The organism is Rufibacter ruber, assembly GCF_001647275.1.
Classification (GTDB): Bacteria; Bacteroidota; Bacteroidia; order Cytophagales; family Hymenobacteraceae; genus Nibribacter; species Nibribacter ruber_C.
On record NZ_LRMM01000035.1, the window covers coordinates 23404 to 49528 of the forward strand.

The window sequence follows — 26125 nt, forward strand, 5'->3', positions numbered from 1 at the left end:
TGGCCTTATTTTTCAAAAATAGCCTCAAAACCCAGCCAGTCCTTTTCTCATGAAACGGGTTTGGCTGGGTTTAGATGTATAAAAGGCTATTCGTTGCCAGTTGCCGCCTCTTTGCGCTCAGGCTTAGGCAACAAGGCTTTGCGGGAAAGCTTGAACTTACCGGTCTTAGGGTCAATGTCAACCAGTTTCACCTGGATTTCCTCACCCAGTTCCAACACGCCTTCCATGCTTTCAAGACGCTCCCACTTCACTTCAGAGATGTGCAGCAAACCGTCTTTACCGGCCATGAACTCCACAAACGCGCCATACGGCTGAATTGATTTCACTTTACCAGTGTACACCTCGCCCACTTCTGGCACGGCCACAATGGCTTTGATTTTAGAAACCGCCTGCTGCATTGACTCCTGGCTGGTGGCGAACACGTTCACATAGCCTTTGTCATTCTTCTCCTCAATCTGGATAGTGGCACCAGAGTCACGCTGAATCTGCTGGATCACTTTACCGCCTGGCCCAATCACCGCACCAATGAATTCTTTGTCAATGATGATGTTCTGAGAACGCGGTGTATGTGGCTTAAAGTCTGCGTTAGGCTGCGCGATGGTTTTGTTCATCTCACCCAAGATGTGCAGACGTCCGTTTTTAGCCTGTGCCAGTGCCTGACCCAGGATTTCAAACGAAAGGCCTTTCACCTTGATGTCCATCTGGCAAGCGGTGATTCCTTTTGAGGTACCGGTTACTTTAAAGTCCATGTCACCCAGGTGGTCTTCATCACCCAAGATGTCAGAAAGAACCGCAAAGTTGCCAGTCTCCTCGTCCATGATCAAGCCCATGGCAATACCAGAAACCGGTGCTTTGATTTGGATACCGGCATCCATCAACGCCAAGGTTCCGGCACATACGGTAGCCATAGAAGAAGAACCGTTTGACTCCAGAATATCAGAAACAATCCGGATGGTGTAGGGGTTTTCATCTTCCGGGGGCAATACTTTCTTCAAAGAACGCATGGCCAGGTTCCCGTGCCCAACCTCCCTGCGGCCAGTGCCGCGCATAGGCTTCGCCTCACCGGTAGAGAACGGAGGGAAGTTGTAGTGCAGCATGAATTTGTTGTAGCCAGAGAACATGGCCCCGTCAATCATCTGCTCATCTAATTTGGTTCCCAGCGTAACGGTGGTCAAAGACTGAGTTTCACCGCGGGTGAAGATGGCTGAACCGTGCGCAGAAGGCAGGTAATTCACTTCTGACCAGATAGGTCTGATCTCATCCAGGGCCCGGCCATCCAGACGGCGGCGCTCTTTCAGCACCACATCACGAACGGCCTCTTTCTCAGCATCATGGAAATACTTTCCAATTAAGGCTGAATCATAGGTATGATCTTCCGGAAGGGAAGCCACAAATTCTTCTTTGATGGCTTTGAAGGCGTCTTTGCGCTGAGCTTTTACATTGTTACCAGAGGCAGCAACGGCATACGCTTTCTCATACACTGCTTTGAAGATACGCTCTTTCAGCTCCAGGTCATTTGTCTCATGGCTGTAGGTACGCTTGGTGGTATTACCCACTTCCTGGGCCAGCTCCACCTGCGCCTGCACCTGGCCTTTGATGGCCTCATGCGCTACGCGAATGGCCTCCAGCATGTCTTCTTCAGATACTTCGCTCATTTCGCCTTCTACCATGGCTACGCTGTCAGCAGAACCACCCACTATCAGGTCAATATCAGCACGGCCCAGGTCAGACAACAAGGGGTTGATCTGGAACTGGCCGTCAATGCGGGCCACGCGCACTTCAGAGATAGGGCCGTTAAACGGAATATCAGAAACCGAGATGGCGGCAGAAGCAGCCAGGGCGGCTAACGCATCTGGCAGGATTTCAGAGTCGGCCGAGATCAGGTTGATGATCACCTGCGTCTCAGCATGGTAGTCATCTGGGAACATAGGCCGCAGAATACGGTCAACCAGGCGGCTGATCAATACTTCATAGTCAGAAAGGCGGGCTTCTCTTTTCAGGAAACCGCCCGGTATTTTACCGGAAGAGGCAAATTTTTCCTGATAGTCAACTGAAAGAGGAAGGAAGTCAACCCCTTCGCGGGCTTCTTTGTTAGAAACCACAGTGGCCAACAGCATGGCGTTTCCGCATTTCACTACCACAGAACCGTCAGCCTGTTTGGCAAGCTTGCCGGTTTCAATGGTAATATCACGGCCATTGGCCATGCGGATGGTTTTATTTATAGCGTTGTATGACATCGGTCTTGATATAAGATGCAATCAAAGTAAAAGGCACCCAGAGGCAGAGAGCCAAGGGCGCTTAAAAGAAGGGAAAGCAAAGGCAATAAAAAAGATTAGGGAATCCCGTTAATGAATTCCCTAATCCTTTATAGATGTTATTTACGAATGCCTAATTCAGCGATAATAGCACGGTAGCGCTCAATGTCGGTTTTGGTCAGGTAGTTCAGCAATCTTCTTCTCTTACCAACCAGTTTCAACAGACCCAAACGGGTAGAAAAATCTTTCTTGTGGGTCTTCAGGTGGTCTGTCAGGTGATTGATACGAGCCGTAAACAGAGCGATTTGAGACTCAGCAGAACCGGTGTCAGTAGCTGATTTTGCAAAACCGTTGTTTTGGAAGATCTCTTTTTTTGCTTCAGTAGTTAATTTCATTGCGTGTAACTGTACTTGTCTTTTTTATCGCAGTTCAGAATATAAGGCGCAAAGATAGACAACAATGCCGAATATTCAAACCTTTCAATTTATTTTAATCTATTCTTTCTCTTTCACTGGGCGGTGGCGGGCCTTCTGAAACGGGCAGTGATTTTCCGCCAGAAGTCAAACTCCAACAGGTTGGAATCATTGCGCGCCTGGTACAGGAAGAACAACCCCACGGGCAGCAGGATCATATTGGCTGCCCACATGCCCAGCCACACCGGCGCCACCCCTTCCCGGCCCCACTTCTCGCCCAGGATACTCATCACGTAGTAGATGATGAAGAACGCAATAGAAATGATGACTGGCATGCCCAGGCCGCCTTTCCGGATAATGGCCCCCAGCGGCGCCCCAATCAGGAACATGATAAAGCAGGCCAAAGACTGGGTAAACTTGCGGTAAATCTCTATCTCATAGTTGTTCTTGTCGCGCTGTATGCTAGCCAGGCGCGAGGCGTACGAACTGGTAAAGCTCTTCACATTACGCGCAGCGTTGGTGGCAGACTGCACCTCCTGCAAACTGGCAGCTGCCAGTTTTTTGCCCAGCTTAAAGCCTTTGACATTTGCCGTGTCTTTGGCCATGCTGGCGGCAAAGTAGGTATAGTATGGCCTGATGTTAGGCTCCAGCAGTTTGGTCTCCTGCCCTACCTGCTTCTCTAACGAGTCAGTGATCTGCACCAGCTGATTGATGTTCTTCATCATCTTATTGTCAGCGAAGTACTGGGCGTCACTGCGGGTCATCTGGAAGCTGGACAGGTTCACCATGATTTTATTCTGGGAAAAAGCCTGCCTGAAATAACCGCTGCCCTGTGAATAATTGTTGTTGCCAGAACGGTCCTCGGCAAAGGTCTTCCCGTTGAACAGCTCCAAGACCAGATACTGGTCATTGAACTTAGTGTACATCTTGCCAGAGTCTGCCAGCACCACCACCGCGTTGCCCTGCCCGTTGCTATGGTCATAGATCATGATGTCTTTCATGGTCTGGCCATCTTCAAACTTCTTCCCCACCTTGATGCTGCGGTTGGGCAGCCCGTTGTAAAATGACCCTGCCTTGATATCCAGAGCCGGTTTTTTCTGTCTTATGTCCCACATGAGGCTGTACGCGCGTAGGTTGGCTTTGGGAACAATGGTATTATGGAAGTTGAAGGCGGCAATGGTTAAGAGTACCGCAAAGAAAAACACCGGGCGCAAGGCGCGCACCAAAGAAATTCCTGAGGTTTTGATGGCCGTGAGCTCATGGTGCTCCCCCAGATTCCCAAACGTCATGAGTGACGAAAGAAGAATGGCCAGCGGGAAGGCCATTGGGGCCAGGTTCAGACTGAAATAGAACAGCAGCTCGGCAATGACATCAGCGCCCAGGTTTTTCCCCACCAGGTCATCCAGGTACTTCAAAATGACCTGCAGCAGCAGAATGAATTCAACAACAGCAAACGTGAGGAAAAAAGGCCCTAAGAAGGACTTGAGTATAAGTTTATCTAATTTTTTCATGTACCAGTGCGCCACTGTTTCCCGCGCCGGTCTTGCATTGAAGCCGGAAAAATCCTGGGGAGGTGGCCAAATTTACGAAAAGCGGCGGATATGGCTGCCTAACCGCCTATTAACTCCCGCAAATTCTGAACCAGGTTGTCCCAGAGTTCGGTTAACTGTTCAACGTCGCCTACGTCTGTATAGTCTATGATGCGTAGAAATTGCTCCTGCGTCAGCTCACTGGTCTCTATTGAAAAATCTATGTAGCTGTTGTCATGCGGTATGCCCTTGTTGGTGTTCTGAAAGGTAAACCGCACAGATTTATTTGTCCGTTGGCTCGTCATTTCAGCCAGGTGGTCCTGGTTATCCCACCGCAGGTTGAACACGCGGTCATTCATTTGAATGGCCTGGTCACACAGCCACTGCCCCAGCCCCGACGCAGTGCTCAGGTACGGGTACATCATTTTGGCTGAGGCGTTTAAAGGGTATTCACGTACAAACTTTATTTTACTCATGCGTTTCGAGAGCTAAAGTTAAGGGTATAGGTAAGGGTTGGGTTCATTCACTTTCTCAAATAAAGGAAAATATTTTATAGAAAAAAGTTTGTGCATTTTTAAATCTTTCTCCTACATTTGCACCACAATTCGGCGGGGTAGCTCAGATGGTTAGAGCGCAGGATTCATAACCCTGAGGTCGGCAGTTCGATTCTGCTCCCCGCTACAAACCCGCTTCATGCACATGAAGCGGGTTTTCTTTTTCTCCCCAAATGCCAAAAAGTTCTGGTGCGCAGCTGCTTTGCTTTTCACCCCGCTGGTCTTAAATTCAAAATTATTCCCGTCCAATCAATCCTTTATTGGGTTTGCTGCTCATGGCCTGTCCCCTCATACTTTATTTCTGCAGGTACTTTAAAATCCATACCCGAAATACCTACCTCACGTGCCTGCACGAAAACTGGATCAATGCCGCCTGAAGATCCATTGCGCTTTGGGCCTCTTTTCCGAAAAACACCTTTAAACTACGAATATGAACAGACATAAATTTTCCTTCAGAACTATCCCGGGATGGGTCTATACGTTGGCAATTATCGGGGTGCTGTACGCCACCGGCCTGCATACGGAAGTAATTGGTCAGGTGCAGCGCCTTCTTTTGGCCACCGGCCTCAAAAACGCTGAGGTGCCTTCCGTAGAGAATACAGTTCCAGCTCGGCATCTTCTACATCTACCTTGGCTTCGAAGGCGGGAGCCGGTTTCGAGATGAAAGATGTAGAGGGCAGAGTTGTTTCTTTTGAGTCGCTCCGCGGAAAAGTCATCTTCCTTAACATCTGGGCGACCTGGTGCCCACCTTGCATTGCCGAGATGCCTAACATTCAGAGCCTCTACGAAAAAGTCGGCTCTGAGGAGATAGCCTTCGTGATGCTGTCTGTAGACCGAAAAGGCCTGGATAAGGTGAAGAAATTCATCGCCAGGAAAGGCTTCACGTTTCCTGTTTACCTGCCCATCAGCCAGATACCCGAAGAATTCAACAGCCCGTCTATTCCCTCCACTTACATTATTTCTCCCGAAGGCAAGATAGTGGCCCAACAAAGCGGAATGGCCGAATATGACACACCTGAAATGCGCAATTTTCTCCTGAAGCTGGCCAAGAAAACTACAAACCCTCTTACACCAGCAAAGTAAACCCAAACGTACTCCCCTGCCCCACGGCACTCTCCACCCAGATGCGGCCGCCCTGCGTCTGGATGAACTCGCGGGAGATGGAAAGGCCTAAACCTGAACCACCTTTATAGGCTTCTTTTCCCGGAACTTGCACAAAACGCTGGAAGATACGTTCATGGTTCTGCGGTTCTATGCCGGGCCCGTTATCTTTCACCCGCACCACCACCGCTCCTTTGCCTTCGCTGGCCGATAAAACAATGGTTTCGTTTTGGGCCGAGTAGCGGATGGCGTTGCTCAGGAGGTTCAGTAGCACCCAGGAGGTTTTCTCCACATCGGCTTTCACTGGTGGCAAGTGCGGCGGCAGGGAAATCTCCAGGTGGATGTTCTTCTCACGGAGCTGGAGCTGGATGGTGTTGGCGGCAAACTGCACAATATCGGCTACGTTGGCGGTGGCAATGTTGAGCTGGATGTTGCCGTTCTCCAGGCGGGCCACGTCCAGCAGCTCGGTGACCATCTTCTGGAGGCGCTGGTTCTCGGTTTTGATGGTGGCGACCAGGTGCTGCTGCTCGTCATTCATTTCGCCAATGCGCTGGTTCTGCAACAGCTTGAGGGAATAGTTGATGGAGGCCAGCGGGGTTTTAAGTTCATGTGAGACGGTAGCCAGAAAGTTAGACTTGACCTGGTCCAGTTTCTTGAAATCGCTCACGTTGCGCAGCGAGAGAATGTAACCCGCAAATTCCTGCTTGCCCAAGACCTCATTGTAGGCCAGCACCTGAAACACTGATTTGCGGTAGTACGCCTCTTCGCCCATATCGGTGATGGAAAGTACCGCCTCCGGCGAGGCACTGCTTCCGTCCTCTATTCCTTTTAGCAGCTCCTTAAATAAATCATTCTGCGCGGCCACCTCCTGGGTTTTCGCGCCGATAAGTTTTTCGGGGGGCAGGCCCAGCAACCGACAGGCCACGGGGTTGGCGAGAATGATTTTCCCTTCGGCATCTAGTAAAATGATGGCTTCGTCCAGGTTGGTGATGATGGACTGGATGCGGTTCTTCTCGGTGATGAGTTCAGACAGGGTCGATTTTTCGTATTCGCGCAGGCGCACCAGCATCTGGTTAAAGACCTTGGACACTGCCCCGAACTCGTCATTGCCTTTGATGGGCAAGGTCTGGGAGAAGTTCCGCTGGGCCACGTATTCCAGCGAGGTGATGAGCTGCTGGATGGGCTGGGTCAGAGCCTCGGGCACACTGAAACAGAACACCAGCGCAAACAAAACGCTACAGGCCAACAAGGCCAAAGTGTACTGCCACACCCGTTGCGAGGTTTCCTGCGCCTGCTGGTTTTTGAGTTGGAGGGCATCGGTGTTCAGACTCACCATCTGGTGGATTTTGTCCTGCAGCAACTGGTACTTGGGCATCACGGTCACAAAATAGGCCTCAGACGGCACTCCGGCCGAGGTGTGCAGCAAGCGCTTCAGCTCAGCGAAGGTCTGCCGCATAGACATCACGGTTTCCCGTTCGCCTGGCTCCGTGATGTTTTCGCTCTCTCTTTGCAAACTGGCCTCAAAACGCTGGAGGTCGGCGCGGGTGCTTTCGGCAATCTCAACGGAGTCGGCTTTCAGGAAAACGGCCTGTTGCTGCGTGACCAGCAGATGGCTCAGGGCGTTGTTCATCTCCTGCCCCAGCTGCACCGAATACAGGTTGTCCTTGAGGATATTCTGCGCGGCGCGGTCCAGGCGGCTGAGGTTGTAGAGGTTGTAACTGCCCAGGCCCAGCAGCAGGGCCAGCACCACCAGATACCCCAGCAGGATTTTGGTTTTAAGTTTCATGTAGAATGTATGAGGGCAACGTTATGTATCATGGAAGCTGTTCGGCGTTTTCTATTTTGCTAGTTCCGGGTGCACGTGCGCCGTTTATGCATCAAGAGTTCAGATTTCCGTTTTTGCCTGTTTTCTGAAAAACAGGCCAAAAACGCAAGCCAGCCAGAATCACATTAAGTAGTAGGACAAATTAAGACATACCTTTTGTCATCTTGGAAAGATCTTAGGGAACAGTGGGCGAACTAGTAAAGCTTTATTCAGACGTTATTACCGTTCGCCCACTGTTCCCTAAGATCCTTTTAGGATAACAACGAGAAGAGAAGGTGTACTTACTTCTGTCCATTTACTTTAATATGAAAACTCTAAACAGCTTCCTCTTGAAATGACCTATTGGGCAAGCTTAGCAAGCGGTGATTGCTCGCCATTACCGCTTGTCCCCAAAGACCTTTTCCAGAGAACAAGATGTATCAACCAAGCACCGATTTCCGTTTAGCGGCTCTTTTTCTGAAAACAGGCCAAAAACGGAAAGGTAGCCTTTTTCCGCTTGCCGTAGATTCCCTTTAATAATTCACCAAGTAAATATCCGTCTCGGTGTTGGCCGCGGTAATGCGGGAAATTATTTCGCCGGTGATGCTTTTGCGCCACCAGCGGTGCCAGAAAGAACCTGTGGTAATGCCTAGCGTCACCAGCGTGATTTGCCGTTCGTTCACCTCGCGCAGCACCTCCTCGGCCACGTCTTCGGCTTTCACTTTGAGCACCTGCGCCCCCAGTTCGGTGGCCAACTGTAAATTGTTGAGGAGGTGCCGCTGGGTGGCCAGGTTGATGTTGAGGCTCGTCTCGCGGGAGGTCTGCACGTAGAGCAAATACCACTCGGCGTGGTACCTATCGGCCAGGCGGGCCGATTTTCTTATGATTTCCCGTGCGCCCTTGGCGTTGGTGCCTATGCAGGTGAGCAGTTTCTCCGTGTGCCGTCGGTCTGGGGTGATGTGGGCGGTGTCAATCTGGCGTTCCAGCTGGTTGGCTACCTCGCGCAGCGCCAGTTCCCGCAATTGCAGCAGGTGGTCTTTCTGGAAGAAGTTTCTCAGCGCCGCCTCCACCTTGGCCGGCTCGTAGATTTTGCCCGATTGCAACCGCTCCAGCAACTCCGGAATGGTCAGGTCAATGTTCACCACTTCATCGGCGAGGCGCAGTACGCTGTCGGGTACGCGCTCGGTCACTTCCACGCCCGTGATTTTCTCTACCTGCTGGTTCAGGCTTTCCAGGTGCTGAATGTTCACGGCGCTAATCACGTGAATACCCGCCTCCAGCAGTTGCACCACGTCCTGCCAGCGTTTCTCGTGCGCCGAGCCCGGCACGTTGGTATGGGCCAGCTCATCTACCACCACCATCTCGGGGCGGCGTTGCAGAATGGCGGGCACGTCCATCTCCTCCAGCGAGCGGCCCTTGTAGAAAACGGCTTTGCGCGGAATAACCGGCAGCCCTTCCAACTGTTGCACCGTCTCTTTGCGGTTGTGCGTTTCCACGTACCCCACCACCACGTCCACGCCCTGCGCCAGCAGCGCGTGCGCCTCCTGCAACATGCGGTACGTCTTGCCCACGCCCGCCGCCAGCCCGATGTAGATTTTGAACTTCCCCCGCCGCGCGTGCCGGATCAACTCCAGAAACTTCCCGTCCGCCGCGTTTCCGCCTGAAACCATGAATATGAAAACTTAAGTTGAAATGTGGTGAAACCCACCCCTACCCCTCCGAGGAGGGGAATTCTTTCCAAGAGTAAGAATAACCGAAGCTAGGAGAAAATTCCTTTCTTGGGAGAGGCAGGGGTGGGTCCACACGGTTGCAATTCCCCTCGCCCCACCGCTAGAAAGCGAAAGACAAAGACGTAGTCAACGCCGTATTCTTATCTGTAGGGTTGCCGCTTTGTTTGGTAAAAATGTCATCCTTGGAATCCAGCACGCGCGCCTCCACCCGCCAGAGCACCTGCGTAGTGGGTGCGAAATCCAGGTTCAATGAATAGCCTGCCGTCTGGAAACCGTTGGCAGTTTCAGTTCCGATGATTACGCCGTGCTTGTCATGGTAGTACTCGCTGCGGGCCGCGATGCCTAGCTGGGGCAACACCTGGTATTTTACGGCCAAAGTAGGGTTCCACCAGCGGTTGTAGCCGTCTTCATCGCCCGCTTTTTCCTCCAACCCAAAGTCGAAGGCAGCAATCAGGCCCCACTTATCGGCGGGCGAGACCGAGGCATAGAAGTTATGGAAATACCGCCGCTGTTTGGCCTTGTCCGGCTTCTCATTCCCGAAGAACGTGCTGGAGTTCAGCACCACTTTGCTGGACGGTTTAAACGTAATCTGCGTGCCCAGCGCCTTGTTCTGGTTTCCATCCGCCTCGCGGATGTTCTGCCAGCCGTTGAGCACCAGCCCGGTCAGCGTCCACTTCTCCGATACCTCAAACGTGATTTTCGCGCCCGCTTCATAGTACGGCGTGTTCTCGGCACTCAGGGAGCGGGTGAGCGTCAGGTTATCGCGGGAGATAGCCGACTCAGCCCCAATGTGCGAAGGGAAAATACCCGCATCCAGCCAAACCTTGGGCAGTAGTTGTACGCCCACGTTGGCCTCGTACACGTGCCGCAGCAACTCCTGCTCGGCGGCTAGGTTGTATTGGGCGTAGGTACCCGCCATCAGCCCCAGGTTCCCGCGCACCTTGTCCTGCGCGTAGTTTACCCGCAGCAAAGCCAGGTTCACATTAAATTCATTGTGCCGGTTGTGGTTGTACAGAAAGCCCGGCCGCAGATGGTTCTCCGGTTGATTGAAGTCATAGGCATAATACACATCCACAAAACCGCTCAGTTGCCAGGGTTTGGCCGACCCGTCCTCTGAAGTGGTCGAAGTTGAGGCAGCCACAGAGGTTGAATCTGAAACGGTTTGCGCCTGCGTAAGCACCGTCAGGCATAAATAAAGGGCAATGGAAAGGGAGAACTTGGTTCTCATGGTGGTAGTTTTAAATTTCATGATGATGGATAAGAGGCATCGTTGTGCCTCAATGAATATGTGTTTAGATTGTCCCCCTTTGAAGGGGGTAGGGGGATGAAAAAGGCGCATCAAATTAGAGCTGCTTTCCTTTTACTGCCTCTGCTGTTCCATATTTACAATCAGCCTCGTTTCTGATGCCTTGCGTAGGTACTCGGGGATTACAAATCCCCTTTCTCCTTACTTCCGAATTGCAAATCCGGAAGAGCGGCTTGGCTTTAGAAGCAGTATCACTTAGTCACGGAAGTAACTTCCGCGCCATAGATAGTGAAAAGCCAGAAATCTTATTCTCAGCAAAAGTCATCATCCCCCTACCCCCTTCAAAGGGGGACGGAAAGAATGAAGCCATCCTTTCCGTTTCTGGCCTGTTTTCTGAAAAATAAGCCAAAAACAGAAAGCGGCCTTCAATTACTTCAAAGCGTCCAGGGCCAGGTTGAGTTGCAGGACGTTCACTTTCTCAGGGCCTAAGATGCCTAAGAGCGGCGCTTCTACGTGTTGCTGCACCAGCGCCCGCACTTTCTGCTCGGGAAGGTTTCTGGCTTGGGCAACGCGGGCAACTTGCAAGTAAGCGGCTTCGGGGGAAAGGTGCGGGTCTAGGCCGGAGCCGGAGGCGGTCACCAGTTCGGCGGGAATCTGGGCGCGGGTCACGCCGGGGTTGTGGGCCAGAAACGTGTCGATGCGCGCTTGCACGGTGGTCAGGTAATCGGGGTTAGAGGGGCCTTTGTTGGAGCCTCCCGAGCCGGCCGCGTTGTAGTCCACCGCGGAGGGTCTTCCCTGGAAATACCCGTCCTGGGTGAACACCTGCCCTACGTTGGCGAAGCCAATTACTTGGCCGTTGCGCGAAACGGTTTCCCCACCTCCGCCGCCCGACGAAAGTTTGCCGATGCCCGCCACCAGCACGGGGTACACGCCCGCCAGCAACACCAGCAGCACCAAGGTCAATTTAATAGAGGCGATTAAATACGTTTTCATGTGATTACGTTTTTGAGCTGTTTTTAGAAAAAGAGGCCTAAAACGGCGTCTATGAGTTTAATACCAATGAACGGGGCCACCACGCCGCCCACACCGTAGAGCAGCAGGTTCCGGCGAAGCAGCGCACTTGCCCCGATGGGTTTGTAGGCCACGCCGCGCAAGGCCAGCGGAATGAGCAGCGGAATGATGATGGCGTTGAAAATGACCGCACTCAGAATGGCGCTCTCGGGGCTGTTGAGGCCCATGATGTTCAGGCCTTGCAGGGCGGGAATGGCCACAATGAAGAGCGCGGGCACAATGGCGAAGTACTTGGCCACGTCATTGGCGATGGAGAACGTGGTGAGCGTGCCGCGGGTGATGAGCAACTGTTTGCCAATTTCCACAATCTCAATGAGCTTGGTGGGGTCGTTGTCCAGGTCCACCATGTTGCCCGCCTCTTTGGCCGCCTGCGTGCCCGAGTTCATGGCCACCCCCACATCGGCCTGGGCCAGGGCCGGCGCGTCATTGGTGCCGTCGCCCATCATGGCCACCAGTTTGCCCGCGGCCTGCTCTTTCTTGATGTAGTTGAGCTTGTCTTCGGGCGTGGCCTCGGCAATGAAATCATCTACGCCCGCTTTCTCGGCAATGAATTTGGCGGTGAGCGGGTTGTCGCCGGTCACCATCACGGTTTTCACGCCCATCTTCCGAAGGCGCTCAAAACGTTCCTGAATGCCGGGTTTGATGATGTCCTCCAGCTGAATCACGCCCTGCACTTTCTCGTTCTCGGTGACCACCAGCGGCGTGCCCCCGTTGGCGGCAATCTCGTTCACTTTCTCGGCCACGGCCTTGGGGTAGGTGTTGCCCGCGTTCTCGGTGAGGCGGCGCATGGAGTCAGAAGCACCTTTCCTGATGCGTAAACCGTTGGGCAAATCAAGGCCGCTGGACCGGGTTTCGGCGGAGAACTTGATGAACTGCACCTGGCTTAAATCGGGCATGGGCACTTCCACGCGCTGCTGCTGGGCCAACTCCAGAATGGATTTCCCCTCGGGCGTATCATCAGAAATAGAACTGAGCACGGCTTTGGACACGAACTCCCGCTCCTCCACACCCGGCGCGGGCCAGAACCTGGTGGCTTTCCGGTTCCCGATGGTGATGGTGCCCGTTTTGTCCAGCAGCAGCGTGTCAATGTCGCCGGCAGTTTCCACGGCCTTGCCCGATTTGGTAATCACGTTCGCCCGCAGCGCCCGGTCCATGCCCGCAATCCCGATGGCCGAGAGCAAGCCCCCGATGGTGGTGGGAATGAGGCATACAAACAGGGCTATGAGCGAGGCGATGGTAATGGGCGTGTTGGCGTACTCCGCGAAGGGCTGCAGGGTCACGCACACAATGATGAACACCAGCGTAAAGCCCGCCAGCAGAATGGTAAGCGCAATCTCATTGGGGGTTTTCTGGCGGCTCGCGCCTTCCACCAGCGCAATCATCTTGTCCAGGAACGACTCACCGGGGGCGGTAGTCACGCGCACCACAATGCGGTCTGAGAGCACCTTGGTCCCACCCGTCACCGACGATTTATCGCCGCCCGCCTCGCGTATCACCGGTGCAGATTCGCCCGTGATGGCCGACTCGTCAATAGAAGCCAAACCTTCAATGATTTCGCCGTCCGTGGGAATAATATCGCCGGGTTCGGCCAGGAAAATATCGCCTTTCTGGAGCGCGGCAGAGCTGACGGTTTCAATGACTTCAGACTGGTTTCCGCCTCTTTTGGTGAGTTTTTTGGCGGGCGTGTCCTGGCGCGTTTTCCGCAGCGATTCGGCCTGGGCCTTGCCCCGCGCCTCGGCAATGGCCTCGGCGAAGTTGGCGAACAGAAGCGTGAGCAGCAGAATGAGAAACACCAGAAAGTTGTAGCCCAAGGTGCCCTGGTTCTGGCTGCCCATGGCCACGCCCACCGTCACCAGCAGCATGATGACGGTGCCAATCTCCACGGTGAACATCACCGGGTTCTTGATGAGGTAGCGGGGATTCAGTTTTATCACCGACTGCTTGAGCGCCTCGCGTACCAGCGGACCTTCCAGCAGCCCCATTTGTCTTTTTTGCACAGACATGTTTTCTAGGATTGAATAAGTGAAGAGGATGCCCGCCCGGGAGTTTGCGTTTTTGGCCTGTTTTGGGAAAAAGAGCCGCTAAACGCAAACCTCCGCCGGGGCACCGAAGGGTTTAGTAAATAGTGAAGTATTCGGCCAGCGGCCCCAGCACCAGCGCGGGGAAGAACGCCAGCGCGGCGATGATGAGAATGACGGCAAGCGTCATGAACCCGAAGGTGGCGGTATCTGTGCGCAGCGTACCCGCCGACTCCGGTACGTAGCGTTTGCGCGCCAGCAGACCCGCAATGGCCACCGGCCCGATGATGGGCAGAAAGCGCCCCAGCAGCAGCACAAAGCCCGTGCTCACGTTCCAGAACACGTTGTTGTCGCCCAGCCCCTCAAAGCCGGAACCGTTGTTGGCCGCCGAGGACGTGAACTCATACAGCATCTCGGAGAAGCCGTGGAAACCCGGGTTGTTGAGCCAGGCCGAGGGTTTCACCGCCCAATCGGCGTTGGGGTAAGTGGTGTGCGTGAAGCAGGCCAGCGCGGTGCCCGCCAGAATGAGCAGCGGATGCAACAGCGCAATAATGGTCGCGATTTTCATCTCGCGGGCCTCCACCTTCTTGCCCAGAAACTCGGGCGTACGCCCCACCATCAGGCCCGAGATGAACACCGCAATGATGAGGAAGATGAAGTAGTTGAGAATGCCCACTCCGCAGCCGCCGTAGAAGCAGTTGATGAACATGCCCAGCAGTTGCATGGCCCCGCTCAGCGGCATGGTGCTGTCATGCATGGAATTCACCGAGCCCGTGGAGATGATAGTAGTTACCGTGCTCCAGTATGCCGAGATGGCCGGTCCGAAGCGTACTTCCTTGCCTTCCATGGCACCCGTGGGTTGCAGCAGGTGCAGCTGGGCCAGAGTAGGACTGCCGCCCGTTTCGCTCAACAGCATGGGCACCAACAACAGCAGCATGCCCACCGTCATAACCCCGAAGATGGTCCAGGCCAGTTTCTTGCGCCGGATGTACACGCCAAAGGTGATGACCATGGCGATGGGGATGAGCACCTGCGCCACCAATTCGGTCATGTTGGTGAGGTAATTGGGGTTCTCCAGCGGGTGCGCCGAATTCACCCCGAACCAGCCGCCGCCGTTCGTGCCCAAATGTTTAATGGCAATCATGCCCGCCGCCGGACCTCTGGACACCTGCACCGAGTCGCCTTGCAGCGTCACGATCTCGGCTTTGCCGTCAAAACTGGTGGGCGTGCCGTTGAAGGCCAGAATAGCGGCAATGACCAAACAGATTGGCAGCAGAATGCGGGTGCAGCTCAAGACCAGGTAACGGAAGAAGTTGCCCAGTTTCTCGGAGCTTTTCTCCTTAAAGGCGTTAAACACCACCACCACAGCCGCCATGCCCGTCGCCGCCGACACAAACTGCAGGAACGTAATCACGGTCAGTTGGGAAAAGTACGTGAGGCCCGTCTCGCCGGAATAGTGTTGTAGGTTACAGTTCACCAGAAAGGAAATGGCGGTGTTGAAAGCCAGATCCGGGGGCATGGAAGGGTTGCCGTCGGGGTTGAGCGGCAGGCTGCCCTGGGTAAGCAGAATCACAAACGCCAGTACAAACCACACCAGGTTAATGGTGAGCAGGGCCAGCAGATGCTGTTTCCAGTTCATTTCGCGGTTGGGGTCAATGCCCGAGACACGGTAGAGCAAACGCTCCAGCGGCACCATAAAATCCAGCAGGGTCTTCTGGCCCTGGTACACGCGGGCAATGTATTTCCCCAGCGGAATGGCCAGCGCCAGGGTGAGCAGGTACGTCACCAGGACGCCTAGTAGTTCAGTTGACATGAATTGAGTTGTCTTTTTTACAGTAGATAAAAGGGAAGAGCGGGCGGCTTAGAATTTTTCAGGCCGCAGGAGCACGTAGCACAGATAGCCGAAGGTGGCTAGGCTCAAAAGGAAAAGAAGGAGCATCATAGCGTTGAATTAGATAAGTAGAAATGGTTAAGGCAGCTGGGCATAGGTGAGCTGCTGGGCACAACGCGTTAAGGCCGGCCCCAGCAGAATCCTGAGCTGCATGGAAAGTTGGGAGTTCTGGTACAGGTGAAGCGCGTAGAGGTAGCTGTTCTGCAGGGCCGCCTGCACGCGCTGGTCGCCGTGTTGCCACAGGTGGTTAGCGTGCTGGAAACACCGCCGCACCTGCGCCAGGTCCTGTTGGTCAATGAACCGGTTGGTGAACCGCGCGAAGCACGACAGCTGCCGGTACATGTTGCGTTTGCACTCGGTGTCTTCCAGCTCCGGCGTGAGCTCGGGGAACTCCCGCTCCAGCTCGGCCAGTACTTGGTAATGCTCAATCATGGCTGCCGCGTTACACGTGGTCAAAAAAGTCAACCGCCCTGAAAAAGAGCCAGAAGCACAGCAGCCCGGAGGCCAGCAAAAGAGAGATAAGCAGTAAAGGGTCCATAGAAATTTTTAAATGGTTCTGCTCCCCTATTGCCAAGCCGTGTGCCAAAACTAGCTGTTGCTTAGGTGTTCCCTGTAAGTCCTTGATTTACAATCCTATTTTTAGCCTGATGTCCAAAAAGGAGCCGCAAAACGGCAAGGGCACCCTACCAAAATGGTAGGGTGCCCTTGCGTTTTGAAAAGAAGACAGGCGGTTTGAGTTATATTTCAGGTTGTAATGGGAAGCAGTGGAACCCACCCCTACCCCTCCCAGGAGGGGAATTATCAGCTAGAGAAGGGAGAACGTTGAGCATCCTTTTAAAGGAGCCTCTACACCTTTTTGCACGCATTCCGTCCCCCTTTGAAGGGGGTTGGGGGAGACCAAAGCTGGTGAAGAACCGTCTGTTCCAGCTATGTAAAAGGAAAAGCCGATTCTCGGGAATGCGTAATCCTGTATGAGTAGAACTGCACGAGTAATCATCCCCCTGCCCCCTTCAAAGGGGGACGGAATGCGTGAATAAAGCTAGACTCCCTCGGCTGTTCGGGATTTGTAATCCCCGATGCAGTTCAAACAGTACCGAATCGGGGATTACAAATCCCCGACTCATTTGCTCCCGGATTGCAAATCCGGATGAGCTTGCTTTTTGGTAAACTTACCAGACATGTCTTCAAAGGGAACAAACTCCGTGAATAAAGCTAGACATAGCTTCCTTCTGCCAACTTTTCTTTTTCTGCTACTGTTGCCGGAAACTCCCCTCCTGGGAGGGGTAGGGGTGGGTAAAGCGGCATTAGACTTGTACCGCAAGCGTGGATGAAATCAAAGACGAATCATTTTTCTGTTTTTGCCCTGAATTCAGAAAAACAGCCGCTAAACGGAAACTACAACAGATGCTAGCGCCAAATACACCAAGCGAGGTTTAGTGAACGTCTCCCAAACCGTATTCCTGAATCTTCCGGTACAGCGTGGTCAAGCCGATGTGGAGCAGGCGGGCGGTTTCGGTTTTGTTGCCGCTGGTCTGCGCCAGAATCTTGCGGATGTGGTTTTTCTCCACCGTACTCAGGGCGGTGTCGCTTTCCACGGCTCCTGCGGCAGTGTTCAGCGGCCAGAACTCTGCGGGCAGGAAATCGGGGGTGAGGGTATCGCCCTCGGCGAGGATAACGGCGCGCTCCAGCACATTTTTCAGCTCCCGGATGTTGCCTTTCCAGGGATAGGCCTGCAGCTTCTGCATGAATTCGGGGCTGAGGTGCTGCAGCCGGGGGTTGAGCTTGGCGGCGAAAACTTGCAGGAAATATTTGGCCAGCGTGGGAATGTCTTCTTTGCGTTCGCGCAAGGTGGGCACCCGCACCTTGAACACTGAGAGGCGGTAGTACAAATCTGGACGGAAGTGACCGGCCTCGGCCTCGGCGGCCATGTCGCGGTTGGTGGCGGCTACCAGCCGGAGGTTCACCTGAATGGGTTTGGTATCGCCGAGCTTGGTGAAGGTCTGCGTTTCCAGCACGCGCAGGAATTTGGCCTGCAGCTCGGCGGGCATCTCCCCTACCTCGTCCAGAAACAGCGTGCCGGTGTGGGCTTCCTCCAGCAGGCCTTTTTTGTCAGTCATGGCTCCCGTGAAAGCCCCTTTTTTGTACCCGAACAGCTCCGACTCCAGTAAATCTTTGGGGAAGGCACTGCAGTTGAGGGCAAGAAACGGTTTCCCGCGCCGCGTGCTGGCCTGGTGAATGGCCTGTGCGAAGAGTTCCTTGCCCGTGCCCGTCTCCCCTTCCAGCAATACCGTGGAATCTGTAGGTGCTACTTTTGCCGTCAAGTCCTTGGCCTGCCGCAACGCGGGCGAGGTACCCAAAATACTATCCAGGCTGTACTTCACGCCCACCTGTTTCTCCAGCTCCCGGATGCGCCGCTGCAAGCTGGCTTTCTCCATGGCCCGTTCCACCACCACCAGCAGTTGGTCGTCTGAGTCGCCTTTGGTGAGGTAGTCAAACGCGCCCATCTTCATGGCCGTCACCCCGTCCTGGATGGTGCCGTAGGCGGTCATGAGAATCACCTCGGCTTGCGGGTACTTCTGCTTTACTTTCTGGAGTACGTTGAGGCCGTGATCATCGGGGAGCTTCACATCAGAGAGCACCACCCATACATCTTGGGCGTGCTGTTGCAGCATTTCCAGCGCTGCGTGGGCCGTGGCCGCTTGCCGCACGTGGTAGCCTTCCAGTTCCAGCACCCGCCCCAACACGTGGCGCAGGCGCTCTTCATCGTCAATCAGCAATAGTTCTCCCGGGTATTTTGCCATGAGCATGGGTTTGTGGTTGCGAAGCTAAGGAGTTGGAGGGAGAAAAGGAGAAGTTGAAGAATACTATTTACCCCAACATCAATAGGAGCACAAAAATAGGCCCCAAGATTCCTGTTCAATTTCAGATCTATTTATAGTTTTCAATTAGCTTTGAAATTCAAAAGTTTATTTGATGCGTCTCGGCAAAATGGCAGTAAAATTCTATATATTAATTTCTTAACTTGCCCTTTATATAGTATTGATTAATCCGCTGTCTTATGAAATTAAAACTCTACCTGTTCAGATTACTTCCATTTATGCTGTTCAGTTGCGATAAGGAAGAGGAGGTAGCCCCTTCCCCAATTATTGACAGCTATGAAAGAAGTTTTATGGTATCTTCTAATGGAGATGGTCAGGACCAAATTTATCATTCTTACACTCTCCAACATGATAATAGCGGTAGGGTAACCCGGCGCGGCTGGAAGATCAGATGCCAATTAAGTGTATGCGACCCCTATGAGTCTGGCATTTATGATACGATAGTATACCATGGCAACACCGTTAGACTGACAAGCTTAAGCCGCCACCCTGAACTTACTGTAAGAGAAACTGAAACTCTAATAAAACTTAACAAGGCAAACCAACCAGATTATAAAGTACTGTGGGTACAAGACATAGACCGTATAGATTCTGTGAGGTATTTCTACAGTGGTAAAGGTCAATTAGACAGCTTAACCCAATATGTGGTCTTTTCTTCAGGCAATTACCGCAAAGAAAATACTAAGAAGTTCACCTTTGACGCCCAGGGGAACCTTTCTGAGATAGAAACCAGAAATTACCGCAGCAACGGCAAAATTGCCTCCATTTACACAAATATATTCGGGGACTATGACACGGCACCCAACCCGCTTCGGCAGTTATATATGTTTGATGACACCTTTTACCGCTCCCTTTCTAAAAATAATTTCCGCAGTCATCAAACCAAACTATTAGATGTAGATGATAATACCACCTATCTCTCTCACAAGAACACGTGGCATCTTAAATATGATGAGAGAGGGATACCACTGTTTAAACGCTAATTTCCTTAATTTCAAAACTTAAATTAGACGCTTTTATTCTGGTCACCTCTTTGATATATATATATAAATACAGTTTAAAGAAAGACAATCTAAATCTCCTTAAAATTCCTATCCTCCTTTTAAACTACCCCACTTTCCGCACCAGATACAACCCATTATTCTCACTGGCTTGTTCATTTGAGGGGAAGCTGTATTTCAGGAAGCTGACGTGCGTGCGCGGCAGAAATTCCCGGGGCACCGAGTACCAGCAGAGAAACGTGTCTACGTCATTGAACAGGCCCAACTTCTTGATTCCCCCGCACCTGAATTTGAGTTCCTCTCCACCAATTGTAAGACTGTTTCCCACCTCGCAAGTCCAGGCAATGGGAATGGGCGTATAAGCTAACTCTGAATAAACGCGCTGCTTCTCATAAGACAATATCTTGATGTTCCGGTTAGTGAGATACGCTACCTGTTTCTCCTTCAGAGTAATATCTTGGTATGTCTGCAGGTAGCGGTCGCTGGTGCCCTCAAAATCTGAATACGCTTGCGTTTGGGTGTCTTTGAGCAGGGAGAGGTGGTTGTGCTTGGCGGGGTAGCCCTCAAACCGGATTCCAGCGCGGTATTCTATCTCCTGCAGGCGCGTTTCCTGCGGGGTGGTTATCAAAAGAACCCATTCCCCGTTTATCCGCAGAAAGATAGGGTCATCTTCATGGTAGAGATCAGTGTAGCCGCCAAAGAGAACCACATCGGCATGTTGGTACAGGTCATCAAAGGTTTTCTGCCACTCCTCCTTGTCCAGGCTCTGATCCAGGTTCAGGACTCGGTTAAAAAGCTGCTTCTCTATTTTCTGCGATGAGAAATCGTAGACCCCGGTGCTGTCAAACACGTATGAGGTGAACCGCGGCAGGTACATCTGGGAGTTTTCCAGCTGGAAGACATCGTTACCGGCCGCGTCTAGTTTCCTGATGGTAAAATTATCTATGATGAGAAAATAGTTGCCCACGGGATCATAGGTGATGTTGGCGTAGGCTTCTTTGCTTATGCGTTTGATTTCATAGTTTTTTGAACGGACACCATCCTTTAAATTGGGTAAATCTTTCAGTCCAGATTCTTTAAATGTAGAAAGAACATTCATGCTGGTACATTTATCTAAGAACAGAATGAAAAACAGTACAGTCAAACCCAAGATGACAAGACGTTTCATAGGCGGTAGCAATGGTTTCAGAAACAGGCAGTTCCCCCTGATGAACTCTATATACTCCAAACCGGCGGTAAAGATATTCCTGGTGGCGGCTGGCCTCACGTTCACCGCTGCCTGCACCAGCCAGGAAAGCCAGGAGACGGCAAGCCAGGCCCCCCAGGAAGCAGCCAGCACCCAAGACCAACCAGCCGCTACCTCTCCTCCTACCACCTCAAAACCCATGACCAGCTGCGCCGCCACAGAGCCGCTTCTGTACCAAACCGACACCTTCAGTTCGTTCACCGAGGATAAAATGCGCGGCGCAGGCGTGGTTTCCATTCAGCTGGACCTCAACGACCGCCTGGACATTTATTATCTGGATGACGCCCCCTATACCAACTTGGTCTATAACGAAGACAACACCTTCTACACCACAGATCTGCCCCGGAAGGTGGTGGCCCGCGGCCTGGTGCCCGAGGCAGATGTCGCCCAGTTTGACTTTGACGCCGAAGCCCCCAGCACTGACCCGGAGTACCTGATCATCTACCTAAACAAAGAGAAACGGAAAGTGGCCAAGGCCGACGTTAAGTACACCTTCTCCACCTGGGAAAAATATCTCAAAAATCAGAACATCCGGCTCAAAGACTGCAACCTGCTGCCCCACGCCCCCCAGAGCAAAAACCAGGTGTTTGAGGTAACCGCCATCAAAAACGACAGCATCCAAATCAAGTCCTCCAAAGACTGCCAGGGCGACCTAGCTGATTATGAACCCCTAGAAGGTTGGGTGCAATGGAAAAAGGCCGATGTGCTGACCGTGGAGTTTGCGCCATGTAGCTAGAACAAGCTTGTACCGAAAGACAGCATAAGTGTTGGGTTGAATATTGATTTTTGCAGGAGATCACGCGTCTGTTTATATCTTCAGGATAAGAAAACGTAGGTTTTTGGGAAAGTAGCCCCAAAAGACGTTGGCACCATGACAAGGCCAGACACAGTCCAGCACGTTTGAGGAAGGGAAAACGCTAAACCGCTTCATGCTCTAAGCACGCCCTCATGATAGCTTCTCCCTCTAATGAACTGCGTATTTCCCAACACCTTCTCTTTCTTCATCCCTGGAAAACACTAGCGGGAAAGAAGGCCTTTGATTAGCTGTTGTGCCGGCAGTCTGCGATTGATGGTTTGGTATATTCTCAGCAGATTCCCTTTCGCTGTTTCCGGAAATAGGCCGAAAACGGGAATTTCTCTGCAGGCTATCCCCACCGCCCCATGGCTTTGAAGGGGGACGTGCGGCAACGAATTAACGTATTGCGTTCACCTGCCAAAGCCCTCACGTTTAGTATGTGATTTTTCACAAATCATGTAAAAAAATAATTCGGCTTCCTATCTTCACACAACCCTAAGGAAGGTGGTTGTCAACTTCATTCGGCGCAAAGCTGTTCACTGTATTTCTTTATTCTATTTTCCTTAAAAAAACGCCACCTGAAAGAATACTATAGATTCTTTTCTTCTGTAAAGCATACTAATCCCAATCTATCTAAACCCATGCCCAAATTATTAACGGCCAGCGCCACAGAGACACAGTCCCCACTTTGCCAGTTCACGCAGCCTACCCATAATGAGTCAGAGGGACAGCAGGTCCCGGTAGCGGAACTCAAGGCCAGATGTGACCGCTATTATGATTACTTGGCCGCCTTACAGCCGCCTCAGGAGAACACCATGCTGCGGGCAGCCAATTTCACGGTAGCCTCTATTCTGGAAATGCTTCAGGAGAGCCCGCAAAGCAACTTTATCAGGGTGTACTACGGGATTAAAGAAAACGGGGAGCATGAGCTCTTTATGGCACCCATCACGGCAGACGGTATCCCAGACACCTCAGAAGAGGCCGTGTACGCAGATGACTGCTGCGCCTGCCCTCCTATGTCAAACTGCTCCAATGACGAGTTCCTGTCTACTCTTTAACCCCTTCTCCTCTGGCGGCACGGGTCTGTTGACCGTGCGCCAGACAGTTTTTTATGTGGTCTGTTTATATCTATTTTGCTTTCTTAGCCCTGAGCGTTGTGGTATGGAGCCTCCGGTTCAAGCACCTGGACACCCCGCAGAAGATCTTGGGTCTCTGCCTGGCCATCACGCTGTTGGTAGAGGCCTATGCCGCGCACCTGATGTTTCAAAAAATCAACAATTCCTTTCTCTATCATCTGCTCATCCCGCTGCAGTACCTGTTTCTTTCCGGGGTTTTCTACGTGGCCCTAAGCGGGAAAAGAATCCGCAGGGCTATTCTTCTCACGTTGCCCGTGTATGTGGTGGCGGTGTTGATCTTCTTCCTAACGGTGCAGACAATTCTGGAATACAACTCTTACGCCCGTGTCCTGAAGAATGTGCTGGTGGTGGCCTGGGTACTCTTCTACTACAGAGAAGTCTTTATTGGGGTAAAAGTCTCTAGGCTGGAACGGGAACCCATGTTCTGGATCAGTACGGGTCTGCTGTTCTATTCCCTGGGCAACGTGTTTGTAGACGGGCTCATGTATTACCTCATCCATCAGTCCTATAGTTGGGCACGTCCTATTTATTTGATCAATGTCTTCCTCGGGATTTTATTGAATCTCACTTTCTTGATATCTTTCCTGGTGAAGAGAGAGCCCCCTAAGGTGGCCACCCCGCTAAAACCGTACCCCATACCTTTGTAACGGCATGCCCGATGTAGTTTTAATTGTAGCCGTAGGCACCGCCCTGTTTGTGCTGCTGGCTTTGTTTATTGCGTTCATGGTCTTCTATTACCAGAAGAGAAGGCTGGAATACCAGGACGAGGTAAAGGGTTTAGCGGAAACCTACCAGAAAGAGATTCTGAAGGCGCAGCTGGAGATGCAGGAGCAGACCTTCCATTCTATTGCGCAGGAAATCCATGACAACGTGGGGCAGATCCTCTCCCTGGCCCGGCTCAACATGAATTCGCTGGAGAACGCCCTGCAGGACCACCACCGGCAGAAAATCACCACCAGCAAAGAACTGGTAGACCAGGCTCTCAGTGATTTACGGGACCTCTCCAAGCGCCTCAACAGCAAATATGCGTCGCAGCAGCCGTTGGCCACCCTTCTTAAAACCCAGCTAGATCTAATCAAAAAGACGGGGGCCGTTGAGACTTCGTTTGACGTAATTGGCCAGGAGGCCGGGCTGCTCCCCGAGAAGAAGCTCATCCTTTTCAGGATTGCCCAGGAAGCCCTGAACAACAGCCTCAAACACGCAGACGCCTCTTGCATCTCGGCCCAGCTGGAATTCACCCCCCGGCAAATGACCTTGCGCGTGCTGGATGATGGAAGAGGTCTGGCAAAAAACACGGAGGGTTCTCCTGAGCCGCCTCTCAACGGCACCGGGCTTCAGAACATGAATTTCAGGGCGGGCCTGATTGGCGCTTCCTTTTCCATTACGGGCCAAACAGGCTCCGGCACGCTGGTACAAATAGACTTACCTTTAGAATAGAACGCATGCACGCTCCCCAAACCACCAAAGTGGCCCTGGTAGATGACCACCAACTCTTCCGGAAAGGAATGGCCGAAATCATCAACGGATTCAGTGGCTATTCCATAACGCTGGAGGCCGAAAACGGCAAAGACTTCATTCAGAAGCTCTCCCCAGACAACCTGCCGTCTATTGCAGTGCTGGATATCAGCATGCCCGTGATGGATGGTTTTGAAACCGCCCGCTGGCTCCAGGAGCACTACCCGGACATGAAAATTCTGGCGCTCTCCATGAGCAACGAGGAGGAGACCGTACTCAGGATGCTCAAGTGCGGCGTAGATGGGTACGTCCTGAAGAATGCAGATACGTCAGAGCTGCGCATGGCCCTGGAGGCGCTGGAGGGCAACGGGAGCTACTACTCCAACAGCGTCACTGAGATCCTGAAACAGGGGCTTACCTCAAATACCCCGTCTGAACCGGAGCTCTCTGAACGGGAAATAGGATTTCTGAAACTGGCGTGCACTGAACTCCCGTACAAATCCTTTGCACCGCTCCTGAACGTAACCCCCAGAGCGGTAGAGGCTTTACGGGAAACGCTGTTCAAAAAGCTGGAGGTTGCCTCAAGGGTGGGGCTGGCCATGTACGCCATCAAGAAAGGCTATTTCAAGGTAGTTTAACTTTTTGCTTCAACGTCTAACTTAGCAAAGAGTACGTTCATCTAACGGTGGTGGAAACGAGTGCGCAAGTGCCCTAAGCTATAACCCCTTTTCTCTCTGTTTTCGGCCTGATTTTCAAAAAACAGCCCGGAAACAGAAACCTCTTCTCCTCTCCCAATCACAGCTTGTCAAAGCGTACGTTTCCCCCTCTCTGGAAAATTCACACACACCTTATGTGATTTTTCACACCCTCAGTTAATAGCTCGTTGCCACTGCTTGCGGTACCTTTACCACATCAAACAGACACAGCAACTTCTCTCTCTGAAAGTTCCTGTGAAGAATGACCCTCTTTCTTTTAGCCGAAAGCTGAAAGTGCACCAGCGTTGAAATTATACTAAAACCCATTAAAATATTTCTGCCTGAATGGCCCCAAGAAAATAAACTCCCTTCCCGTCAATATCTGGCACTAGGTACGCTGCCATATTGAACAAGTCCTGGCATTTGCTCCTGAACAGCAAATCCGGTCCTTACAGGCCCCTGGTTGTATCTACTATCTCTCAAACAAATCACAGATTCTATCTTCAAATTACATTTAACACTACACCTCCCGTTGGCCAGGAGACTTCTCGCAATAGGCGGGTCTTCTAAACCAACCCAAGATACCACCAGGGGCCTTTTACCTAAGCTTTATTACTGGAAATGAATATGACACCGACTCTCATATATTGCAAAATCTAACAAGTACTGCCACAGCCCCAGGCGTCTTCTTTTAACCCGCCCCGGAGAGAGAAAAACCTACAGACAAGAACAGCACTTGGCACGTGTGGGCTTGGCAGTTCTGTTTTCGGCTTACTTTCTTAAAAACAGCCCGAAAACAGAATTCCCCTTCAGTGAGAACCCGTGACTTACCGTTTAACAGCTCTACCCCATGAAATTGAACCTGATCAGAATACACGAAGGAGATGGTCAACACCCCAACAGTGAATACATTTTTCTGCAGGCGCTCACAGCCGGGAACCTGAAAAATTTGGCATTTCACGTTTCCTCTGCGCACAGCGCTTACTTTCCTTTCCCTTCGTTACCAGAGGTTGAAGTGGAAAAAGGAGACTATCTGGTGCTGTACACGGGCTCAGGCAAATATGTGCGGGCTTTTATCAACACGGGGGAACCCCTGCACAAGGTATTTCTGGGAAAGACGGATTGCCTCTGGACCAACCGCGGTATTTCACCGCAGCAGCTGTGCCTCCTGCCCTTAGAAGGGGTTATGGCCTCATCCAGATCGCATAATCAATTGGGTTGAAAGAAAGGGCAGGAACCAAACAGCGAACCAATTGTTGCTCCTTACATGCGTTTTCGGCCTGGTTTTCCCAAAACAGGCCGAAA

At 52.2% G+C, this 26125-nt stretch carries 23 protein-coding genes and 1 tRNA gene; 10 read left to right on the forward strand and 14 right to left on the reverse strand.

What is annotated here, in order from left to right; translation table 11 throughout:
• Positions 1–86 precede the first annotated feature (86 nt).
• From pnp to A8O25_RS13805, 4 genes are all read right to left on the reverse strand, one after another.
• Complete coding sequence (gene pnp, locus A8O25_RS13790; protein WP_066835840.1) at positions 87–2237, reverse strand: polyribonucleotide nucleotidyltransferase; 2151 nt, start codon at positions 2235–2237, stop codon at positions 87–89.
• A gap of 137 nt (positions 2238–2374) precedes the next feature.
• Positions 2375–2650 (reverse strand): 30S ribosomal protein S15, encoded by a 276-nt coding sequence (gene rpsO / locus A8O25_RS13795; RefSeq protein ID WP_066835841.1) that lies wholly within the window; start codon positions 2648–2650, stop codon positions 2375–2377.
• A 113-nt stretch (positions 2651–2763) separates the two neighbouring features.
• Positions 2764–4179, reverse strand: coding sequence for an LptF/LptG family permease (locus tag A8O25_RS13800; protein ID WP_066835842.1), 1416 nt, complete (start codon positions 4177–4179; stop codon positions 2764–2766).
• Between the two features lie 98 nt (positions 4180–4277).
• Positions 4278–4673, reverse strand: a complete 396-nt coding sequence (locus A8O25_RS13805; RefSeq protein ID WP_066835843.1) for an START-like domain-containing protein — start codon at positions 4671–4673, stop codon at positions 4278–4280.
• 131 nt (positions 4674–4804) lie between these two features.
• On the opposite strand from A8O25_RS13805, the gene A8O25_RS13810 reads away from it, so the two are divergent.
• Both A8O25_RS13810 and A8O25_RS22705 read left to right on the forward strand, forming a co-directional pair.
• Positions 4805–4878, forward strand: a tRNA-Met gene (locus A8O25_RS13810).
• Positions 4879–5381: 503 nt separating this feature from the next.
• Positions 5382–5834: a TlpA family protein disulfide reductase gene (locus A8O25_RS22705; RefSeq protein WP_241499029.1), complete on the forward strand. Its 453-nt coding sequence runs from the start codon at positions 5382–5384 to the stop codon at positions 5832–5834.
• On the opposite strand, the gene A8O25_RS13820 is transcribed toward A8O25_RS22705, so the two are convergent.
• The 3 genes from A8O25_RS13820 to A8O25_RS13830 all read right to left on the reverse strand — a co-directional run bounded on the left by A8O25_RS13820 (position 5818) and on the right by A8O25_RS13830 (position 10635).
• A complete protein-coding gene (locus A8O25_RS13820; protein WP_066835844.1) occupies positions 5818–7638 on the reverse strand; it encodes a HAMP domain-containing histidine kinase in 1821 nt (606 codons plus the stop codon). The two genes, A8O25_RS22705 and A8O25_RS13820, sit on opposite strands and share 17 nt — an antisense overlap.
• Positions 7639–8189: 551 nt before the next feature.
• The gene (locus tag A8O25_RS13825) at positions 8190–9326 is read right to left on the reverse strand and encodes a histidine kinase (protein WP_066835846.1); all 1137 of its coding nucleotides are present in this window, start codon (positions 9324–9326) and stop codon (positions 8190–8192) included.
• Positions 9327–9486: 160 nt separating this feature from the next.
• A complete protein-coding gene (locus A8O25_RS13830; RefSeq protein WP_241499030.1) occupies positions 9487–10635 on the reverse strand; it encodes a porin in 1149 nt (382 codons plus the stop codon).
• A 230-nt stretch (positions 10636–10865) separates the two neighbouring features.
• Here A8O25_RS13830 and A8O25_RS23250 point away from each other — a divergent pair, with 230 nt between their 5' ends.
• Positions 10866–11036 (forward strand): hypothetical protein, encoded by a 171-nt coding sequence (locus A8O25_RS23250; protein ID WP_161947750.1) that lies wholly within the window; start codon positions 10866–10868, stop codon positions 11034–11036.
• Positions 11037–11061: 25 nt separating this feature from the next.
• Here the strand turns inward: A8O25_RS23250 and A8O25_RS13835 are convergent, their stop codons facing one another.
• From A8O25_RS13835 to A8O25_RS13855, 6 genes are all read right to left on the reverse strand, one after another.
• Positions 11062–11625 carry a K(+)-transporting ATPase subunit C gene (locus A8O25_RS13835; RefSeq protein WP_066835851.1) on the reverse strand — a complete coding sequence of 188 codons (564 nt, stop codon included), beginning with the start codon at positions 11623–11625 and terminating at the stop codon, positions 11062–11064.
• Between the two features lie 23 nt (positions 11626–11648).
• The gene (kdpB, locus tag A8O25_RS13840; RefSeq protein ID WP_206598692.1) at positions 11649–13706 is read right to left on the reverse strand and encodes a potassium-transporting ATPase subunit KdpB; all 2058 of its coding nucleotides are present in this window, start codon (positions 13704–13706) and stop codon (positions 11649–11651) included.
• A gap of 112 nt (positions 13707–13818) precedes the next feature.
• Positions 13819–15534, reverse strand: coding sequence for a potassium-transporting ATPase subunit KdpA (kdpA, locus tag A8O25_RS13845; protein ID WP_066835855.1), 1716 nt, complete (start codon positions 15532–15534; stop codon positions 13819–13821).
• A gap of 48 nt (positions 15535–15582) precedes the next feature.
• Positions 15583–15663, reverse strand: a complete 81-nt coding sequence (kdpF, locus tag A8O25_RS24365) for a K(+)-transporting ATPase subunit F (protein ID WP_074987983.1) — start codon at positions 15661–15663, stop codon at positions 15583–15585.
• 27 nt (positions 15664–15690) lie between these two features.
• Entirely contained in the window at positions 15691–16044 is a 354-nt protein-coding gene (locus A8O25_RS13850; protein WP_066835857.1) for a DUF7674 family protein, read from the reverse strand.
• Between the two features lie 1001 nt (positions 16045–17045).
• Complete coding sequence (locus A8O25_RS13855) at positions 17046–18413, reverse strand: sigma-54-dependent transcriptional regulator (protein ID WP_066835889.1); 1368 nt, start codon at positions 18411–18413, stop codon at positions 17046–17048.
• Positions 18414–19084: 671 nt separating this feature from the next.
• Here A8O25_RS13855 and A8O25_RS13860 point away from each other — a divergent pair.
• A complete protein-coding gene (locus tag A8O25_RS13860; protein WP_066835859.1) occupies positions 19085–19474 on the forward strand; it encodes a hypothetical protein in 390 nt (129 codons plus the stop codon).
• Positions 19475–19598: 124 nt separating this feature from the next.
• Here the strand turns inward: A8O25_RS13860 and A8O25_RS13865 are convergent, their stop codons facing one another.
• Positions 19599–20660 (reverse strand): hypothetical protein, encoded by a 1062-nt coding sequence (locus tag A8O25_RS13865; RefSeq protein WP_153042752.1) that lies wholly within the window; start codon positions 20658–20660, stop codon positions 19599–19601.
• A 40-nt stretch (positions 20661–20700) separates the two neighbouring features.
• Here A8O25_RS13865 and A8O25_RS13870 point away from each other — a divergent pair, with 40 nt between their 5' ends.
• The 6 genes from A8O25_RS13870 to A8O25_RS13895 all read left to right on the forward strand — a co-directional run bounded on the left by A8O25_RS13870 (position 20701) and on the right by A8O25_RS13895 (position 26042).
• Positions 20701–21474, forward strand: coding sequence for a hypothetical protein (locus A8O25_RS13870; protein WP_153042753.1), 774 nt, complete (start codon positions 20701–20703; stop codon positions 21472–21474).
• A gap of 701 nt (positions 21475–22175) precedes the next feature.
• The gene (locus A8O25_RS13875) at positions 22176–22592 is read left to right on the forward strand and encodes a hypothetical protein (RefSeq protein ID WP_066835863.1); all 417 of its coding nucleotides are present in this window, start codon (positions 22176–22178) and stop codon (positions 22590–22592) included.
• A gap of 53 nt (positions 22593–22645) precedes the next feature.
• Entirely contained in the window at positions 22646–23317 is a 672-nt protein-coding gene (locus A8O25_RS13880; RefSeq protein ID WP_066835864.1) for a hypothetical protein, read from the forward strand.
• A gap of 4 nt (positions 23318–23321) precedes the next feature.
• Positions 23322–24107 carry a sensor histidine kinase gene (locus A8O25_RS13885; RefSeq protein ID WP_082893641.1) on the forward strand — a complete coding sequence of 262 codons (786 nt, stop codon included), beginning with the start codon at positions 23322–23324 and terminating at the stop codon, positions 24105–24107.
• 5 nt (positions 24108–24112) lie between these two features.
• On the forward strand, positions 24113–24763 hold the full coding sequence (locus A8O25_RS13890; RefSeq protein ID WP_066835871.1) for a response regulator transcription factor: 651 nt from the start codon (positions 24113–24115) through the stop codon (positions 24761–24763).
• Between the two features lie 907 nt (positions 24764–25670).
• A complete protein-coding gene (locus A8O25_RS13895; protein ID WP_066835873.1) occupies positions 25671–26042 on the forward strand; it encodes a lipoprotein TP_1001-related protein in 372 nt (123 codons plus the stop codon).
• Positions 26043–26125: the final 83 nt, after the last annotated feature.